This window comes from Chitinophaga nivalis, from assembly GCF_025989125.1.
Lineage (GTDB): Bacteria > Bacteroidota > Bacteroidia > Chitinophagales > Chitinophagaceae > Chitinophaga > Chitinophaga nivalis.
In genome coordinates, this window is record NZ_JAPDNR010000001.1 from 5,048,058 (window position 1) to 5,067,236 (window position 19,179).

General features: G+C 48.9%; 18 protein-coding genes. 10 read left to right on the forward strand and 8 right to left on the reverse strand.

Annotated elements, in window-relative coordinates; all coding sequences use genetic code 11:
* Nucleotides 1-63: 63 nt before the first annotated feature.
* Together OL444_RS20255 and OL444_RS20260 are read right to left on the reverse strand one after the other, a co-directional pair.
* On the reverse strand, nt 64-255 hold the full coding sequence (locus tag OL444_RS20255) for a hypothetical protein (protein WP_264730200.1): 192 nt from the start codon (nt 253-255) through the stop codon (nt 64-66).
* Nucleotides 256-753: 498 nt separating this feature from the next.
* Nucleotides 754-1,149, reverse strand: coding sequence for a winged helix-turn-helix transcriptional regulator (locus OL444_RS20260; RefSeq protein ID WP_264730198.1), 396 nt, complete (start codon nt 1,147-1,149; stop codon nt 754-756).
* Nucleotides 1,150-1,318: 169 nt separating this feature from the next.
* Here OL444_RS20260 and OL444_RS20265 point away from each other — a divergent pair, with 169 nt between their 5' ends.
* On the forward strand, nt 1,319-2,203 hold the full coding sequence (locus OL444_RS20265) for an NAD(P)-dependent oxidoreductase (protein ID WP_264730197.1): 885 nt from the start codon (nt 1,319-1,321) through the stop codon (nt 2,201-2,203).
* Between the two features lie 115 nt (nt 2,204-2,318).
* Here the strand turns inward: OL444_RS20265 and OL444_RS20270 are convergent, their stop codons facing one another.
* On the reverse strand, nt 2,319-2,588 hold the full coding sequence (locus OL444_RS20270; RefSeq protein ID WP_264730196.1) for a hypothetical protein: 270 nt from the start codon (nt 2,586-2,588) through the stop codon (nt 2,319-2,321).
* A gap of 80 nt (nt 2,589-2,668) precedes the next feature.
* Nucleotides 2,669-3,565 carry a LysR family transcriptional regulator gene (locus OL444_RS20275; protein ID WP_264730194.1) on the reverse strand — a complete coding sequence of 299 codons (897 nt, stop codon included), beginning with the start codon at nt 3,563-3,565 and terminating at the stop codon, nt 2,669-2,671.
* 171 nt (nt 3,566-3,736) lie between these two features.
* Between OL444_RS20275 and OL444_RS20280 the strand changes: the two genes are divergently transcribed.
* Nucleotides 3,737-4,126 carry a VOC family protein gene (locus OL444_RS20280; RefSeq protein WP_264730192.1) on the forward strand — a complete coding sequence of 130 codons (390 nt, stop codon included), beginning with the start codon at nt 3,737-3,739 and terminating at the stop codon, nt 4,124-4,126.
* Nucleotides 4,127-4,369: 243 nt separating this feature from the next.
* Nucleotides 4,370-5,674: an esterase-like activity of phytase family protein gene (locus tag OL444_RS20285; RefSeq protein ID WP_264730190.1), complete on the forward strand. Its 1,305-nt coding sequence runs from the start codon at nt 4,370-4,372 to the stop codon at nt 5,672-5,674.
* 88 nt (nt 5,675-5,762) lie between these two features.
* Here the strand turns inward: OL444_RS20285 and OL444_RS20290 are convergent, their stop codons facing one another.
* Together OL444_RS20290 and OL444_RS20295 are read right to left on the reverse strand one after the other, a co-directional pair.
* A complete protein-coding gene (locus OL444_RS20290; RefSeq protein WP_264730188.1) occupies nt 5,763-6,431 on the reverse strand; it encodes an NAD-dependent epimerase/dehydratase family protein in 669 nt (222 codons plus the stop codon).
* Nucleotides 6,432-6,479: 48 nt separating this feature from the next.
* Nucleotides 6,480-6,701: a helix-hairpin-helix domain-containing protein gene (locus OL444_RS20295; RefSeq protein WP_264730186.1), complete on the reverse strand. Its 222-nt coding sequence runs from the start codon at nt 6,699-6,701 to the stop codon at nt 6,480-6,482.
* A 346-nt stretch (nt 6,702-7,047) separates the two neighbouring features.
* Between OL444_RS20295 and OL444_RS20300 the strand changes: the two genes are divergently transcribed.
* From OL444_RS20300 to qhpG, 4 genes are read left to right on the forward strand one after another with little or no spacing between them, the layout of a single operon-like run.
* On the forward strand, nt 7,048-8,562 hold the full coding sequence (locus OL444_RS20300; protein ID WP_264730184.1) for a ferritin-like domain-containing protein: 1,515 nt from the start codon (nt 7,048-7,050) through the stop codon (nt 8,560-8,562).
* Between the two features lie 48 nt (nt 8,563-8,610).
* On the forward strand, nt 8,611-10,884 hold the full coding sequence (locus OL444_RS20305) for a hypothetical protein (protein WP_264730183.1): 2,274 nt from the start codon (nt 8,611-8,613) through the stop codon (nt 10,882-10,884).
* Nucleotides 10,881-12,257, forward strand: coding sequence for a radical SAM/SPASM domain-containing protein (locus tag OL444_RS20310; protein ID WP_264730180.1), 1,377 nt, complete (start codon nt 10,881-10,883; stop codon nt 12,255-12,257). Before OL444_RS20305 ends, OL444_RS20310 begins: the two co-directional genes overlap by 4 nt.
* Nucleotides 12,258-12,271: 14 nt before the next feature.
* Nucleotides 12,272-13,750, forward strand: coding sequence for a flavin-dependent monooxygenase QhpG (gene qhpG, locus OL444_RS20315; protein ID WP_264730178.1), 1,479 nt, complete (start codon nt 12,272-12,274; stop codon nt 13,748-13,750).
* A 187-nt stretch (nt 13,751-13,937) separates the two neighbouring features.
* On the opposite strand, the gene OL444_RS20320 is transcribed toward qhpG, so the two are convergent.
* On the reverse strand, nt 13,938-14,285 hold the full coding sequence (locus OL444_RS20320; protein WP_264730176.1) for a winged helix-turn-helix transcriptional regulator: 348 nt from the start codon (nt 14,283-14,285) through the stop codon (nt 13,938-13,940).
* A 90-nt stretch (nt 14,286-14,375) separates the two neighbouring features.
* Here OL444_RS20320 and OL444_RS20325 point away from each other — a divergent pair, with 90 nt between their 5' ends.
* Both OL444_RS20325 and OL444_RS20330 read left to right on the forward strand, forming a co-directional pair.
* A complete protein-coding gene (locus OL444_RS20325; RefSeq protein ID WP_264730175.1) occupies nt 14,376-14,732 on the forward strand; it encodes a YybH family protein in 357 nt (118 codons plus the stop codon).
* A gap of 706 nt (nt 14,733-15,438) precedes the next feature.
* A complete protein-coding gene (locus OL444_RS20330; RefSeq protein WP_264730174.1) occupies nt 15,439-17,619 on the forward strand; it encodes a PKD-like domain-containing protein in 2,181 nt (726 codons plus the stop codon).
* A gap of 69 nt (nt 17,620-17,688) precedes the next feature.
* On the opposite strand, the gene OL444_RS20335 is transcribed toward OL444_RS20330, so the two are convergent.
* Entirely contained in the window at nt 17,689-18,246 is a 558-nt protein-coding gene (locus OL444_RS20335) for a pentapeptide repeat-containing protein (RefSeq protein ID WP_264730172.1), read from the reverse strand.
* 292 nt (nt 18,247-18,538) lie between these two features.
* Between OL444_RS20335 and OL444_RS20340 the strand changes: the two genes are divergently transcribed.
* Nucleotides 18,539-19,117, forward strand: coding sequence for a dihydrofolate reductase family protein (locus tag OL444_RS20340; protein ID WP_264730170.1), 579 nt, complete (start codon nt 18,539-18,541; stop codon nt 19,115-19,117).
* Nucleotides 19,118-19,179: the final 62 nt, after the last annotated feature.

Genomic DNA, 19,179 nt, shown 5'->3' on the forward strand with positions numbered 1-19,179 from the left:
ATTGCTCCAGGCCGCACTCTCCATCAACACATCAACTTAAAGATGGCGGTTGCCACCCAAATATTAATCTTCTTTTTCGCCTTCGAAAGGACCATCCATTTCAGAGTGGCTCAGGGTTACAGAACCAGTAACGGTACCACCGGAAACGGAAGCCGCGAGGCTCAGTTTTTCCATATTAAAACCACCGGCGAAGCTGCCCATTTCTCTTTCTGACATGCTGGAAACTTCCAGTTTAGTTAATTGCAGGACTTTCATTGTAAATGAATTTGGAATTTTAAAATAATGGTTACGATGCACTCCTTCCCGGCCCGTGCTAAAGCACAGGAAGGTTTATTTTCAACAATCGGTGGCGCCAACCGGCTGCTTACTCATAGCTGATTTGAAAGGCCTTGTGCAGAACTATTACAGTCCGGGGAATGAATCCAGGGAATCTTTTATCAACAGAAAACAGGAACGTTCACATATCAATACGTGTTCACTGATCAGTGATTCGGATAACCTGGCGAGTTAACGGGAAAAAATACAAACAGGTACGATACAAAAAAATATAAACAGGGTGTTTTTAATAGTTAAATTTAAAAGTTTAAAAAAGAAGATACTGGGTAACTCGTACAGGTAACAACTTTATGCTGACTAACCAGCAAGTACTGTTCAACAAATATAGCGCATGCAAATTGCTACCTGCGACATTTGTATATTAATAAATCTTTAACGAATGCGTTACTTATCTTGCGCTATCATTTCTGGCTGCTGTCAGGATACGGAAAATGCGCTCATCATACTGCGCTTTTCCGCTGCCTGTAAGGCTTTGCTCACATTAAGCATATAGGTACGGTTAGCATTTCCCCATTGTTCAATAGCATCAATGACCGGCAAAATACTTTCGCCTAACTCTGTGAGATAATATTCTACTTTCAGCGGCAATTCGTCGTACACTATTTTATAGACAATGTTATACGATTCCAGTTCCCGGAGCTGCATATTAATGACCCGCGGGCTGGCCATATCAATTTCCCGGTGCAGTTCTCCCGGCCGCCGGATGCCGCGGTTGATACCATCAATGATACAGGGCATCCATTTGCCGCCCAGTACCTTCATTGTTACTTCCATGCCGCATTCCGGCTGCTCCTGCATATTTTTATCGCACATAAACTGCTTTTAAGACACTAAAGATAAGTATCTGCTTTCGCCCGGCCATACATAGGCATAGGGAACAATTTATCCCTACGGAATCTTTCTTCCCTTATTGTTTGCCAGCCTCATTCTGTGGAGCTTTGCCATCTGTTTATCACTTTTAAAAACATTTAAAACATAGTATATGACCACCACACCAACCACTAAAGTAGCCGTTATAGGCCTGGGCGCCATGGGAACTACCATCGCCGACATTATGCTGCGTAATCGTTTATCCGTTACCGTATGGAACCGAACAGCCGCCAGAACGGAAGCAGCCGTAAAAGCAGGCGCCATCGCCGCCCCTTCTGCCGCAGCAGCCATCAGTGAAGCCGATATCATTATCATGTGTGTATTTGACTATAAAGCCGTACAGGAGATATTGCAAACGCCGGCGGTAGCAGCCGCCATCCGTGGCAAACTGCTGATACAGCTGACTACCGGCAGCCCTAAAGATGCACAGGAGAGTGAAACCTGGGCACATCAGCAAGGTGCTACTTACCTCGACGGCGCTATTCAGGTAGCTCCCGAACAAATGGCACAGCCAGATACCACTATTCTTGTATCCGGTCAGGAAGCCGCCTTCCAACAGGGCGAACCGTTCCTGAAAATGCTGGGTGGCAACATCACCTACCTGGGTGCACAGATCAATGCCGCGGCTACGATGGACCTGGCCACCCTTTCGTATGTATACGGCGCCGCGCTGGGCTTCTTCCACGGAGCACTGATAGCGGAATCCAACGGATTTAATGTAGGGATGTACGGGGATATTGTGGCCAATATAGCGCCAGGTATGGGTGCATTTCTGCAACATGAAGGCAAGGTAATACAGTCCGGCAACTTTGCTATTTCACAAAGTCCTCTGAGTATTTCAGCAGAGGCCACAGCCCGGATGGAGCAAACAGCCCGGGAAGCCGGCATCAGCACGTCCTTTCCGGCCTATGCATCCGGATTGTTCAAGAAAGCCATGGCGGCCGGATATGGTAATGAAGAGCTGGCAGCGATGATTAAAGTATTGCGGGAGGCATAGTACGGCAACGCCGGTATGGGTACGAAAGAAAAAGGTTGGCGCTGTAGCGGGAAGCTCCGGGCCAACCTATGTTAAACGATGAAGCATATACGTAGTTGTAGAATACAGCGCCATCTTATTCCGGCCATTCTTCCATTTCCATTTCCAGCAGTTTACTCACACCGGCATATTCGGCCGCAGCCTGCGGGCATAATACCGCCCCTACAGATGCCATTATCCGCTGTGCTACCAGGTCAATATCTGCTGTTGTGATCAATAAGGAAGGTGTTTGTTCCCGGAGCCGCTGCAGTAAGGTATTTCTGTGCATCACAGAAATATCTACCAGTTGATTGATCCGTTCAGCAGCCGTGTTATATAATTCTTCATAATAGAATAGCATGTTCATAAAAGCGGATTTTGATACGGTTCAAAAGTATACCTAAGCGGAGTATCATACCTATATGAAAATATTATGAGCTATAGTTATTAATTATAGAGGGATCTGGCCAGCTTGATGAACCGTTTATTCAGCTCGCTGGTTTCTCCTTTCCGCTGGATAAAGTAAAAACTGCGTTCAATACGCAGTCCTTCAAACTGCAGTACTTTCAGCTCGCCGTGTTCCAGTTCCTTTGCAATGGAACGGGTAGATAAAAACCCGACACAGTTGGATTCCAGCAGAAAATTCTTCAAGGCTTCCGTACCACCCAGCCGGACTTTTATTTTCAGATCGTTGAGCCGGATGCGGCTCTTATGCAGTCCGTTTTTAATCGCCTCCAGGGTACCACTCCCCCGCTCCCGGATAGCTACGGGCATGTTGAGTAGTTCTTTCACGGGATATATTTTTTTCTTTGCCAGGGGATTATCATGACTGCATACCGCTACAATCTGGTCTTTCAGAAACGACTGATAGGTGACGTTGGTAGACTTCCCCTTCTCTTCCGTTACCCCGATATTAATTTCTTTGTCCAGCAATGCTTCCAATACAATTTCACTGTTTCTGTTCAGCAGGGAAATATCCACCAGCGGATACTCCCGGTGAAAAGCAGACATCACGCGCGGCAGAATGTATAAGGCAGCCGTGGTACTGGCCCCCAGGTTCAGCATACCGCTGGCCTGTTGTTTATCATGCATCACGGAAATATCGAATTCCGTTTCTTCCTGAATAATTTTTACGGTCAGCAAACGGTTATACAACAACTGACCTGCTTCTGTCAGCTCAATCTGCAACCCTTTCCGCTCAAACAATTTGGTTTTATATTGCTCTTCCAGCCCCTTTACATGGATACTTACAGCCGGCTGCGAAATAAACAATACCTGACTGGCGCGGGAAAAACTTTTCTGATGGGCAACTTCCATAAAGACCAGGTGGCGATTCGATAACATGGGTTCAGATTTAAACAAAAAGATACGGATACAGCTATAAAGGTAAAGCATCCCGTTCAGCTTCCACCTTTTCACAAATTCCGGACCTGTGATACCCTCATCTTATCAGTATGCTAAAATATATTTTAAAAAGAATGATCGTTCGTTTATATTTGCACTATACATTTAGCTATGATGACACTGAATCATTTAAACCTCAGCGTACAAGACGTACTGGCTACCAGTGATTTCTTTACGACCTATCTTGGTTTCCAGACAACCACTCCGAAACCCAACGCGCACCTGGCCGTATTAACCGGCCCTGATGGCTTCCTGCTGGTACTCATGAACCGGACCCTGAATGAAAAAGGCAATTCCACCTATCCGGATTCCTTTCATATCGGCTTTTATCTGCCCGACGAAGCAGCGGTTACCGCCACCTACGAACGCCTGCTGCAAAGCCCTGCGATCCTCGATCAGGCGCCGCAACGGATCCGGAAAACATTCGGCTTCTATTTTACCGTGGATGATATCATGGTGGAAATCACCACGCCCATCCAGACTTCTATCCCAACAGCATAATTCGTATATACCTATACGTTAGTCTGCTCCTTTATGTGAACATACGCCCCATATACTGAGATACCGCAGCAGATAATCCCCTGCCTGCCGGTTGCAGATACCTGTGGTAGTTTTATGGTATACCATCCTGCATTTGTACAAACCTGATCGTACCGCTATTGAAATTTCATTATTTCATAACGTACACATAACAACGGTATCACATTGCAGTTCAACTTTTGCCACTAAACCATTCCATCCGGTATGAAAACACTCCGCTACCTGGCTCCGCTGGGCTTCCTGCTGCTGGCTGCCTGCCACAAAGACGACGACAACCCATCTACACCGCCTGAACAAGGTTACCCGACGTATGCCCGGCTAGCCGGCGCCACGGTCCTGACCACCAGTAACACCGGTGTGAAAGTGTACAATGGCGGATATGGCTCGTCCATTACCACCGTACCCGGAGAACCCGGTTATTTTTACCTGATGACAGACCGCGGTCCCAATGTGGACGGGATACAGAAGGATTCCAAAATTTTTCCGGTCCCTGCTTTTAATCCGCAGATCGGTAAATTCCGCCTGAGCGGCGACTCTATGATACTGGTGGAAACCATCCGGATGAAATCCGCCGCCAATGTACCTGTAACGGGTCTGCCCAATCCAATTGGCGCCGGTGGTACCGGAGAAATTGCCCTCGATAAAGATGGCAATGTACTGGCTACCGATATAGAAGGTATCGACAGTGAAGGCCTGGCCGCCGGAGCAGACGGCACTTTCTGGATCAGTGATGAATACGGCCCGCACCTCTTACACCTGGACCGCAGCGGTAAAACACTGGAGCGTATCAATCCCTATGGCACAGGTACAGGCGGCAGAAAAATTCCGCAGGTATTCGCCAAACGCCGCGCCAACCGCGGCATGGAAGGCATTGCTATTACGCCGGATGGCAAAACCCTCGTGGGCATTATGCAATCTCCTTTATACAACCCTTCCAAAGACGACGTAAAAAATTCGCTCTACACCCGCATCCTGACGTATGATATTGCCAGTGGCAAGAGCAAACAGTATCTGTATAAATTAGAAAATAAAAATACGGCGAACAGCGAAATCACCGCTATCAGCAACAATACCTTCCTGGTGCTGGAACGCGACGGTGAATTCCCCGGAGATCCGGCCAAGCCATCGCTCATCAAAAGAATTTATAAAATAGACCTGAATACCGGCACCGACGTATCCGATCCTGCAGACGGCGCCGCCGGGAAACTGGTCAACAACAAAACCCTGGAAGTATTGTCTGAACAAGAGTTACAGACTGCCGGCATCCACACCGTCGGTAAATCACTCGTGGTAGATCTGCTGAAAGATGTAGCAGGTTATCCGCATGATAAACCGGAAGGCATTGTACTCATCAACAGTAGCCTCCTGGCGGTCAGCAATGACGACGACTTCGGTATCGTACCTCCCGATCCGGTCAACAATACCTACATCCAGAAAATACTGCCGCTGATCGGTAAAACCGATTTTAATACGGTGTACTTCATCAAACTGGCTACTCCCTTATTCTAAAATACGCCGATAAATAACAACGGTCAGTGATATCCGTGAAAACCATATCACGTATATCACTGACCGTTATACATCTCCCGAAAAAAAATTATTGTTTCGCCAGCGCAATAATATCATTCCCTTCGATCACCTTTATAGGATACCCATGCTGTACCAGCCGGATCATGGCACGGCCCAGCTCCTGCAGGGTACAGAAGCCTTTTGGATACAATGCCCGCCCGATAGGAAACATCCAGTTAATGTAGCGGTAATAACCATGGATACGGGATAACCCTTTGATAGGCCGGATGAATCCGGGCCGCAAGGCATACACCTGGCGGAAGGGTAATTTCATCAGGTCATTTTCTGTTTTACCTTTTACCCGCGCCCACCTGATCCGGCCTTTTTCCGTACTGTCTGTACTCGCGCCGGATACATAACAAAACGTCATTTCAGGATTCAGGCGGCTCAGGGTATTGGCCAATGCCATGGTGAGGGTATAGGTAGTTTTGTAATAGTCGTCTGCATTGATGCCCACCGAAGAAATACCCAGACAAAAGAAGCAGGCATTATATCCTGTCAGCTGTTCGGTAATATCCGAGTAGTCAAAAAAATCGGTGTGTATGATTTCTTCCAGTTTGGGATGGGATACACCGGAAGGCCGGCGGTTAATGATCAGCACTGTTTCCACCTGGGGATCCTGTAAACATTCATGCAATACCCCTTCTCCTACCATACCGGTAGTACCTGTAATAATAACGTTGATGCCTGTTTTCATATGACCTGGATTTATCAGTTTGCAGGATAGATCTGTATACGGAATCAATTATCCCGGGTTTGTTTTAAACGCCCAGCCTTTATCTGCCAACGCCTGCCGGAGTACCACCATCCCTTTCTCTCCCATACCATGCAGTTGCTGTATCGCTGTTTCGGTAACACCCGTCAGTTGTTGCAACTGCGTATATCCGGCACCGTTAAGCGCCCGCAAGGCCGGCTGCGACAATCCTTTGGGGAATCCTGTTTCGGGATCAGGTATTATTTTACGCATCTGTTTAGTTTTTTCTGCAGTTTTTGTAAAACGATCCATCAAGGGAAATCCTGTTATTCCAAATGTAATATTTTTACCGCATTATACCCTTATTGTCGTCGGCACCGACTACCGGCCATGCCTACACCCTCTTTTTCCGGATAGGATACCTGATTTAAATTTGATTTTGCCAGCTCAAAAAAAAGTAGTTAACTTTAAAACACACCTCAGATGACCATAGGAAATAAAGAAGAGAAGTAACCATTATCCGGAAGAATATCGCTAAACACCCCTCGTTGTCATGTTAGAATGAAGATCCGCTTTCCACTCTCATTTATGTATACGATCATTTAAACCTTCTCAAATTATGCAGCGTAATTTTGAACGGTATCTTGGCCCCGTATTCCAAAGGGCGGCCATTAACAAAACCAGAGCAGCACAACTGCAAACAGCCCGCCTCCAGGGAGATGAACCGACTATCCTGTCGCTCACCAGTGAGGCCGAAACAGTGGCTGCTACCACCATCCCCATCCCGCCTGAATTCAATGGTAAGGACTACGTTAGTTTCCTCGTACAGATTGATGCGGAGATTGAACATGGCCTGATGCTGCAATACCTGTATGCAGCCTATAGCCTGGGTGGTCCGCAGATTCCGGACAACCCCGATTACCGCGACCAGGTCCGCAAATGGCAGGAGATTATCCTGGGCATTGCCAAAGAAGAAATGGGACACTTTGTATCGGTACAGAATGTGCTGAAACTATTAGGCGCCCCGCTCCATTTTGAAAGACAGGACTATCCCTGGGACACGCCTTTTTACCCGTTTCCGTTTAAACTGGAAAAGCTCACCCTCGACTCGCTCGCGAAGTACGTGTATGCGGAAGCACCGCAAACATGGCTCGACAGCGGCGACGAACTGGCGGAAGAAATCAAGCAACGGGTGAAGGAACAAACCCCGCATCCGAATACGGTAGGCGCTTTGTTTGAAGTATTGCTGCAACTGATAAAAGACCCCACGGTGATCGCAGACGATGTATTCCAGGCAGACACCTATCCCTATCAGGCCAAGTTCGATGAATGGGGCCGCGGCTATGCCGGCGGACAACGGGGCAATACCCTTCATGGCAACCCTGTTGGCAGTCCGGATGTATTGGTAGTACCCCTGGCCAGCAGAGATGATGCCTACAATGCGTTGCATGAAATAGCAGAACAGGGAGAAGCTTCTGATGGCAACAGCGAACAACCTTCCCACTTTGAACGGTTTAAACTGGTATACATAGAAATGCGGGCACTCGTTGCCAAAGGCTATGACTGGGCGCCGGCCAGAGATGTGGCTACCAACCCCGAAATCGCTGCCTCCGCGCCGGATCCGGAAATATCGTATACCAAAAGACAGGATCAATCTTCCGAAAATGATAAAATCACCAATCCTGATGCGCAAAACTGGGGACATCTTTTCAACATCCGGTATCGCCTGCTGCTCAATTTTCTGAGCCACAGTTTTTTACTGGATGATGGCCTGAATAATACCAGCGCCCACTCTCCCCGGGGCGTAATTATCAACGGCACCTTTGGTGAAATGTACAACCTGCGCGCCATTGCTACCGTGATGGTGCAATTGCCCCTGCATGAGGCGGGCGGGCCTAAATTTGCCGGTCCTCCTTTCCTGACGCCTTACACCCTGTCATTACCTTCAGGAGAACATAACCGGTGGCGTACCCACAAAGACCTGATTATTGCTTCCGCCACCATCATAGAGACCCTGTTGCTCACCACACACCACCAACATCATCGTTACCTCTATGCATTGCAGGAAGCGGATAAGCAGCTGTTACAGATCATCAATGAACTGACAGATGCAGCGCTTGCATGCTGCAGATAATCACTCCACCAGGTAACTTACTTGTTCACACTCCCTAAAAAATCAGTCATGTTAATAAAAGAATTACGCATCCTTCCGCCGTTGGCAGTAGGCCGTCTGGGCTCATCTCCGAATCCCGTGGCCGCCTATGATCTGGTTGTACCTCCGAATAAACCGGTCGGGTTCCGGCAAATACAACCGGCTGCTACATTTGAAATTGATCCGCATACACACCAGATCAATGTTACACATCCCACCAGTATCATTTTTAAAGATGCCGCTTCCACCACGGCCAAAGATGGTACCATCCGGCCGGTAGCGCCCTTCCTGGAGCTATTTGCCATTACGGACGAACATCCGGACAAACTGGTACCTGTTACGACTGCCCTGCTGCAACAGGCCGGGCTGGGCATCGGCGATATTCAATGGGATATTGTGGTGGCCAATTACAAAGTATTCCGCCGTACCAATGATGAAAATGATAAGATTGTAGCGTCTCAAAGTATTACCAACAACTTCGAGGTACATCCGCTGCTGGGGGAATCTGAACATTTCCTGAAGAATAGAAAACTGCCGCTGGGCACAGTGCAGCTCATTGCACCCTCCGAGGCCTATCCTGGTCTGCGGCTGCGTTTCACGCCGGCCGGCGGTAAAGTGTACGGTTCCTCGCTGACACGCAAAACAAGTGATACCACCGAAGAGGATGATCCGATTATCAACAACGACGACCTCATAAAGTATGATGCGGGCAAAGGAAGCTGGCTGGGCTACAAGGAAAAATCATCTTTCGATGCTACCTATACCATGCCCGCACAGATATTTGCCGGGTATAGCGATAAAGATGGCAACCAGGTTAGCTGGGGCTACCTCGACGATGAATGTGATGGTATTGTGATAGCAGGTATTGCCAAAACCGCGCACGACGCACATCCCATTTTTGCAGCGGCGCATATCGTAGCCGGACCACCCGCATTTGCGCCGGACATCTTACCGGTACGCGCCGTATCCGACGAACTGGAACAGATCCTCAAAGGCACAGATATAGATGGAGAAGTACCCATTGAAGAAGCGGAAGAAATTGTGCGCCGCGCCTTTGAATCCATTACCCTGATGAATACGGCTGTCATGAACGGCAACCCGATCAATGGCCGGGAAAATATAGCCAGTACCATGGTACGGCAGGACACCAATGATTTCGGCCGCCTCTACGAACCTATTATGGCCGGTTCTATTGTCGATAACCTGGCGTTACGCTCTTTGCACGAAAGGGTCTTTAATGGCCTGAGTACCGGGGCCGCCGCCTGGTTTGCAGATGCCCTGCGCCGACCCGATAAAATAGGTAACCTCTCCGACACGGAACGCCGCAAGATGCCCGGTTTAATGCGGGGCGCAGATGGGCGGGGCCTTACCCTCACTTATCGTATGATCAATACCGTTATAAAGGCCGCCGCTTCGGCCATGTTCCGGAATGAATCGCTCCCGCCTATCCTGCCGGAAGATCCGTTGGTAGCCGGTAACCTCACCGCACAGCTGCATTACCGCGGTGCAGGCAATCCTTATAGCGTATTGCCCAGAGCAGCTATTTCCAACTGCTTCCCCGGATTGGAATACGACTTCCGGAATCTTTGGCGGCGTACTTTCAAGGGAATTGTGCTGAGCGAAAACGATAATTACGTACTGGACGGCGGCGATCATCCGGAGCTGACAGGACACCGGCTGGTGGCCATCAACGGTTATCCTACCATGGTACGGGGCGAAGGTCCGGTATTTCCCGGCGGCGACAATACCCACCTCACTACTGCCGATAACCCCAGCGGTGCGGCTTTTATGGAATGGTCCAACCTTATTGCCGGCAGACAATTAAAACCCGGCGACGAAGTGCATGCTTATTTTACCAAGGAAAAAGCGCCCCTGCCGGTATTGGTGATGGCCGATGATCTCACCAAATCACCCGACAACTTCCTGATCGTTCCACTGATCGTCAATAGCTTCTTTATTCCCGGCCGCGCAGAGCTGTCGCCGGATGTGATCAAACCCGGTGAATTGACCCATGGCTTATGTGCGCCGTGGCAAAATGACTACCGGGAATGTGCCTGTTACTATTGGGCTGCCAGCCGGCCGGACTATGTAAATGTGACACCGGCGCCCAACGGATCCAGTCAGGGCGATATGTGGCTTTCCAAAAGACGTACCGGGCAATATGTACCGGACAACCGGGTAGACAGCCGCCTGGTTTCCTACGACGACTTATTCCGCAACTGGGAAGGGGAACTGAATTTTATTATCGATGGCCGGGATGCATTGGGTAGTCATACCGATCCTTTAAATCCAACTGTATTATGACGCAGCTTCTTTCACCGGAGCGTTCACTGGCAACTATTGCCAGTGAACTTGCCTCCCGGGTAGCTGTGCAGGCAGCGCCCCATTCTCCGCAATGTCACCTGATACCCGGTGCCGGCTATACGCAGTTGTTTATACCTAATGGCAGCCGGTTGTACCCTGTTGCCCCTGCCACGGCCACACGGCTCCAGGCCTTGTTGCAACAACAGGACGAAACCGGTATTGCAGCGGAACTAACCGCACTGGGGCTGGATGCCCCACCCGCTATCACCGACGTTCCCCTGGAAAGTCCGGATATACATGCCATTTCCCTGGCCATTGCGCAGAAGTGCAATATGGGCTGTTCCTACTGTTATGCAGATCAGGGCGACTTTGGCGGGCCTACCAAAAACATGACTACGGACATGGCTAAACGCTCCATTGACCTGTTACTGAAAGACCGGCCAGCTGGCAGTAAAGTACAACTGACCTTTCTGGGAGGCGAGCCGCTGATCAACCGCCAGGCCTTACAGGAAGCGACGGTGTATGCAGCAGCACAAGGCCGGCAGCGGGGCGTACAGGTGGGCTTCTCCATTACGACCAACGGTACCTTGTTGCGGCAAGCAGATGCCGCTTTTTTTGAAGCGCATGGCTTCGCCGTTACGGTTAGTCTGGATGGCATCGGCGCGGAACATGATCAGCAACGCCCCATGAAAAACGGGAGTGGCTCCTATGAGCGGATCATCCAACAGATACAGCCGCTGTTACAACAGCAGCAACGGATGCAGGTGAGTGCCCGGGTAACCGTTACGCCAGCCAACATGGACCTGGCCCGTACGCTGGAAACATTTGTACAGATGGGTTTCCATAGTGTGGGTTTCTCGCCGCTGCTGCGCTCCAGCAACGGACAGGGAGAAATGAGCCGTACAGATCTGGAAAAGATGTTACAAGCGATGGTGGAATGCGGATTATTGTTTGAACGGTATGTCATTGCCGGCCAACGTTTTCCGTTCCTGAACATGGTGAATGCCCTGAAAGAAATCGCAAAAGGCACACACAGGCCTTACCCATGCGGGGCCGGAGCCGGTTATTTAGGTGTATCTGCTGATGGTGCGTTATCTGCCTGCCACCGATTCGTCAATGAACCGGCGGGCAATATGGGACACCTCAACGATGGTGTGGATCCCTTATTGCAAAACAACTGGCTGGCGGCGCGGCATGTACATCAGCAAACACCCTGTACCCAATGCTGGGCCAGGTACCTGTGCGGAGGCGGATGTCATCATGAGGTGCTGGAAAAAGGAAGAACCGCCTGTGACTATATCCGTGGCTGGCTGCATTATACTCTACAGGCGCACGAACGGCTTACAAGACTGGCACCGGATTGGTACCGGTAGATAAATATCAAGTTATGAATCCTGAAAACACTATTGATGCGTTAATCATTGGCGCAGGGCCGGCTGGTACCTGCGCCGCATTACGTCTGCTGAGTCTGGGACACCGTGTGGCACTGATTGAAAGTGAGCCTTTCCCGAGGCCACAGATCGGTGAATCGCTGTCTCCCGGCATCTGGAATATTTTCCAATATCTGCAGGCGGAACACTTACTCACCAAACAAAACTATTTACATCAATTACCCGCCAGGGTAATCTGGGAAACAACCAATGCAAATATCATCAGCCCTGTATCACGGGGTACCGGTATTATGGCAGATCGCGCGTTGCTGGACAAAGATTTGCTGGAACTGGCTGTACAGCGCGGGCTCCGGCTCTTTCAACCCGCCCGCTTTGAATCCTGTAACAAAATAGCCGATCATTGGGAAGTACAGGTAAGACAGCTGCAATCCAGCTTTACCATTATCACCACCTTTATCCTGGATGCCCGCGGCAGGCGCGGCAACCAGCTGGCAGACCGGGTGCTCACGGCGCCTCCTGCCGTGGCTTTGTGGTCGTATATCCCTGCTGCCGGCATGCCTCGCGAAACCCTGGTGGAGGCCACGGAAAATGGTTGGCTGTGGGGCTCCCCCATGCCCAATGACCAATTCCGGATACTCTCTTTCGTAGATCCGGAAGCCGTAAAAAACCGGCAGGCAGGCCCGGTATTCAATGACATGGTGGCCAGTGGAAAGTTGTTCCGGCAAACATTGTCAGGCGGAGAACTTCCACAGATTTCTTCCTGTCTGGTATTCACCTATGCACATATGCAACCGTGGCATAACCGGTATATACGTTTAGGAGAAGCCGCCTTCTCCCTGGATCCGTTATCGTCTACCGGCGTAGAAAAAGCCATGCGTTTTTCCCTGCAGGCGGTCATTGCCGTGAATACCCTGCTGAAATCCAATGAAGAACCCGTAGCACAGGCTTTCTATGAAGACCGCATGGTAGAATCAGTTGTCAATCACACCAACTGGACCAGCCGCTATTATGCACAGGCCTGGCCCGGTGTGCAGCATCCTTTCTGGAAAGAACGTTCCGTACCTTTTATTGAATCCAAAAATACGGCGACGCCTTTTTATCAGCAATTGTCCAACCGGTTCAAAAACATGACGCAACCGGAACCCATTGCTACCAGGCCTGCTACCAACGCTCACCAGGAAATCCGCCGGATCTGGCATGAAAAAATGCAGCTCTCCCCAGCGGTAACATTTCTGGAAACGACTTGTGTGGTAGCTGATATGCTGCAAACCAAAACTGCCATCCGGCATCCGAATCTCGACCGGGAAGTGGCCTACCTGGAAAATGTAGAGCTATCACCTTTGCTGGGGCAGATATTCAGCCCGGTAGCTTTCGGTGATATTGTACAGGAATGGAGTAAAAGTATTTCTTTTGAACAGGCGGTACGTACGGCTTTCTTTTTATGGGAGAAGGAAATCATTTGTCAGGCCGTTTGAGTGCTGGCATTTTTCAGGTAGCCGGGCTACCTGAAAAATGCTTATGGGTACAACAATTAAGCTTCATACGCCGGCTTTTAAGAAAAAAAACTGCGTCTCTGTTCTCCTTGTTATCATTCACTTTTATCGTTATTTTTTTTATGCAGATGACCAACACGGAGCTCATCTACATTAAACCCCGGATACATTATTCTCCCGTCACCCCTTGCCGCTCCAGCAATTCACTTCCCCAATCATTCAGTATCCATAGTGCTTTAACCAGCTGATCGCCCAATGGGGTTAACTCCCAGGAGACTTCCAGCGGCTTTTGTTTCAGCAGCTGTTTGGTAATAATACCCTGTTCTTCCAGTTCTTTCAGCTGTCGCGTCAGCACACGGCGATTCACCGCTGCAATGAGATAGAAAAAATCGCTGGGTCTTCTGGCCCCCTGATGCAGATACCAGACAATCGGGATTTTCCATTTGCCACTGATGGTATTTACCGCATGCTCCAACGGACATATTTTATTGGCCGTTACCCTGATTTTATTTTTCATGATATCAAAATAAAAAGATGGGTCAAAAATGTCCCATCTTGTTTTTGCAAGTCGCTGCCGCGAATTTAGCACTTCAAAAATAAATCACACATGCAACAAGCCATTATGCAACGCAATCAGCTATTCAACACCTATGTACAGGAAAAAAACAGTACCGGACTGGCAACACTGTACACAACAGACGCCACGCTCTTTCCGCCCAAACTGCCGGCTGTTACCGGCAATACCGCTATCGGTGATTTTTTCGCCGCTGTTTTCCAACAAGGTATCAGCAGTGGTACTTTCGCTTCGCAGCATATCACCATCACCGCCGACATCGCGGTTGAATCAGGCCGGTACGAACTTTTCGCCACGCCTGATCATTGTGTAGCAACCGGACATTATGTATATGTATGGAAAAATATCAACGACAACTGGTACATTCGTCAGGATATCTGGAATGACTAAAAAACAGGTTTATTTGGGAATAAGCCATACCGGTTATGGCTTATTCCCTGTTTTCGTATAAACCAATATGGTCAATAGCTTCCCACTATACGAACTAAAACCGGATTCGCTGTCAGACAGACATTTTTTATCCCTCCATCATTTATTCGTTACTTTGAAAAAAACATTTATTTTCGTAGTCCTTCTCTGCAATATATTTTTCCTCCTCACGCATGGCTAATGGTATTATTTTACCTAAAAAATCTGAGGCCTTTCCTTGTATTAAGGTGGATCATTCGTTTTAGTAAGGTAGTGGTAAGCATTTCTGGTAATATTGTATCAGTAAGCCACCATTTTCTCTATACATTACCCTTTTCATGATCAGGTATACAGGTACACCAATCCGCTTTATTATGAGCCCGGCAGCATAGGAGGTGGTAACAAAAATAATTTTGGTTTAATATTTTCTTGTACCGTTCCAAGTCAATATGTTATTCATATTTTTCGTTTATATTTACGGCAGATCCGATACAAGCCACCAAGTTGTCTCGCCCGTTATCAGGAACCATTATACTAATGGCCACCTGTATCTATATTAACTGTACGTCAGGAAGATTAACCCGTGAAAGCGCGTTTATGCGTAACCGATAGCGCATACAACCTATCCCCAGCCATAACCCTCCCGCCGTTACATCCATGAAATCCGGATTAAAACCATGATGATACCATGAAATCAAAAATTCTACTCACCCTGTTCAGCATCACCCTGATGGCTGCACAAACTACCTTTGGACAGATTAGTACGGATGAACAACCGTACAGCTTTACGCAGCCACAGGCCCTGGCTAAAAAAGCGGAGATCCCTGTCATTACCCTGCCTGCGCCAGATCTGAAAAAACTGGCCGCAGAAGATGCCGCAGAAGCCGCACAGGGTCAACCGCCGCGATTCGGACATCTTTACAAAGTAAACATCCGGCCGGACAATGCCGGTACCTGGACTGACCTCCCCAACGGCGATCGGCTCTGGCAACTGAAAATCAACAGTACCAATGCTAAATCCATCAACCTGTTGTATGATCAGTTCCGGTTACCTGCCGGCGGTAAATTATTCCTGTACAATGAGGAATCCCGACAAGCTATCGGCGCCTTTACCGAAAGGAATAACAAAGGCGTTAACAATGCCGTAGCCGGCTTTGCTACGGGGTTGATTTATGGCAGCACCCTTACGCTGGAATACATCGAACCTGCCGCCGTAAAAGGACAAAGCATTATTTCCATTTCCTATGTAGTACAAGGTTACCGCTACATTAAACTACCCGGCGACAAAACCGGATTCGGTACATCCGGTAGTTGTAATGTAAACGTGAATTGCCCGGAAGGCGCTGCGTGGCAACAGGAAAAAAATGCCGTTGCCCTCATCCTCGTAAATGGTAATCGCTGGTGTACCGGTTCCCTGGTGAACAACACCGCCGCCAACCAGATCCCCTATTTGCTGACAGCCAACCACTGCCTCAGCGGCCTGGATGCTGTGAATAATCCCAATGCAGCACACTGGTCTTTTTACTGGCATTACGAAAGTCCGGGTTGTACAAATAGCGGCGAACCGGCTATTCTCTCTACTTCCGGCGCAACCCTGGTAGCCAACAATGCCGCCAGCGATGTGGCCTTGTTCCGGCTGACAGAAGACCCGGTGAACAAAACCGGCGTTACGCCGTATTACCTGGGCTGGGATCGTAGCGGCAACAGCGCCGCCGGCGTTGGTATCCATCACCCGGCCGGAGATGTCAAAAAAATATCTGCCTATACGCAGATCAGCGCTACAGCCTACGGAAGTACCGGCGGTAACCAGGACCACTGGCGGGTTATCTGGGATCAGACCCAAACCAACCGGGGTATTACAGAAGGCGGTTCTTCCGGTTCTCCGCTGATCAACAATCAACGCAGAGTAATCGGACAACTGCACGGCGGACAGTCTGCCTGTAACAATCAAAACGGCGCCGACTGGTACGGTCGCTTTAGCCTCTCCTGGGGTAACTCCACCGATAACAGGAGAAGATTATCCGACTGGCTCGATCCTGCCGGCACCGGTGCGCAAACGCTGGATGGCATTACCTCCTGCGGTACGAAAGGTATCCTGTACGGACCCAACAAATTATGTGGTACCGGCACTTACTCCATCGGCGGTACTCCTGCAAGTTCCACCATCACCTGGTCAGTAACGGGTCCTTACAAAATCAATGGTGCGACTACCGGCGCCAGCGTCTCTGTCAGCAGCACAGGCTCCGGCACGGGCACCATCCGGGCCATCGTTACCCGTCCCTGCGGATTAGTAGATACCATTGAGAGAACTATTTCCAGCACCCTCGCTGCACCTACCGGTATCAGCGGCCTCGATCCGGATCATCCGCTTTGCATCAACAGCACCTATTACTTCGCTGCCAATAGTGTGGATGGCGCTACCAGCTATACCTGGTCTACTTCCGGCACCATCACCAGCGGCCAGGGTAGTAATGATGTGAATGTGCGCACCGGTAACAGAGCAGGTCCATTTATGATAGGCGTATATGCCAGCAATGCCTGTGGCGATTCTGATCCTTTATTCCTGGATGGCATCGTGAGTACCTGCAGAGGCGGCGAAGATCCGGTGTTTATCGTATATCCGAACCCGGTAGATAACCAGGTAACCATTTCCCGCAACCAGGAAGCCTTTGACAGCAAATCAGCGGACAATAGTATTGTTACCATCTCCCTGCTGAGTGAAAGGGGCGTATTGGTGAGAGCCGGTAAAATTACGCCGGAAACACCAGTGGTACAACTGGATACCCAACGGTTACCGGAAGGCACCTATTATCTCCATCTGTCTAATGGCAAAAAAATAACCAAACAACAGATTGTTGTACGGCACTAATGCTATTATCACTATAAAAAAGCGCCCCGCTGGATTTGTAATCCGGCGGGGCGCTTTTTTTACCATCATTTATATCACCCGAATACGATGTCTTGTTAGTAATCCCGGCAGACCCACTGCTGAAAAACAGGCATCTTTCAGGGTGTTGGCTTCCGGATCTATTTCATAACTATAGGCTGTGGCCAGGTTGGCCCCGGTGAGGTTGGTCTGATCAAACACCGCCCGCGACAGGTCTGTCTGATCAAAGACCGCCTTTTTCAAATCGGTCTGGATAAAATTAACTTCCTTCAGCGAGGAATGGGTAAAAACGGTTTGTGGCATTTTCTTCCGTTCAAAAGAAGTAAAATCCAACACACAGGTCTCAAATGTTACACTGAATAAAAAATCCTGGCATTCACTGAAATTTACCCCCAGCAGTTTACAATGCCGGAAGACGGCATTATTCAACGTCGTTCCCTTCAGCTTTACCATAGACAGGTTACAGTGTTCAAAGGTACAGTCCAGGAATCGGCACGTGGCAAAATCACTGTCGGAAAAATCACATCCCTTAAAAATACAGCTTTCAAATTCCTGCTCCCGGATGCTGATACCCGTATACACTTTTCCGGCTACTGTCTGATCGTACATATGCGCATAGATTAATTCAGGTAGATGATGACCGGATATTTTCCCGTCAACCCTTGACAAATTTAAAAGAAATAGCGATCTTAGGTACGGTTATTCCACTAACATGATAAAATGTAGCCGGATACAGCGGTTATGTGAAATGATTCGTTACTTCACCTGATTACTGCGTGCCACGATTTTCATGCATCCGATAAAACAGTAACCATATCTGATAGTGATAACAAGGCAGATAGCAGCCTGCCCCTTACTTGTTTACCTGGCAACTATACCCATCACCTACAAAAAAATGCAGATGAGAAAAACCGTATTATTCATGCATACGTCCCTGGATAATTTTGTGGCAGGTCCTCAGGGAGAAATGAATTGGATTAATGCCAACGATGAAATCTTTACCTATGCCAGTCAAAGTACCCGCGCAGCAGATACAGCACTCTACGGCCGCAAAACCTATGAGATGATGGAAAGCTACTGGCCGACAGCCGCCGATCAGCCCAACCCTTCTGCACATGACCTGGAACATGCCGAATGGTACAACCGGGTAACAAAAGTGGTTATTTCCACTACCCTGCAGGGATCCGAAAAACCACGGACCATTATCTTTAGTGAGCGGATAGCTGAACAGGTGCAGGCCTTGAAAGCAACAGCCGGAAAAGATATCCTGATTTTCGGCAGCCCCAGTACGGTACATTTCCTCATGCAGGAAAACCTGATTGATGAATTCTGGCTGTTTGTAAATCCCATTGTGCTGGGCAAAGGCATTCCTTTGTTCAAAGGTCTTACGCATACCATCAAACTGGATCTTATCAAGAGAATTGCTTTCGACTCCGGCGTGGTATGTCTTCATTATAAAAACAACCGGGAAACCGTCTGACCGGCTCCCATAGCTTATTTTAAAAAGGCAGGTATCTTATGTAGATACCTGCCTTTTTTCCT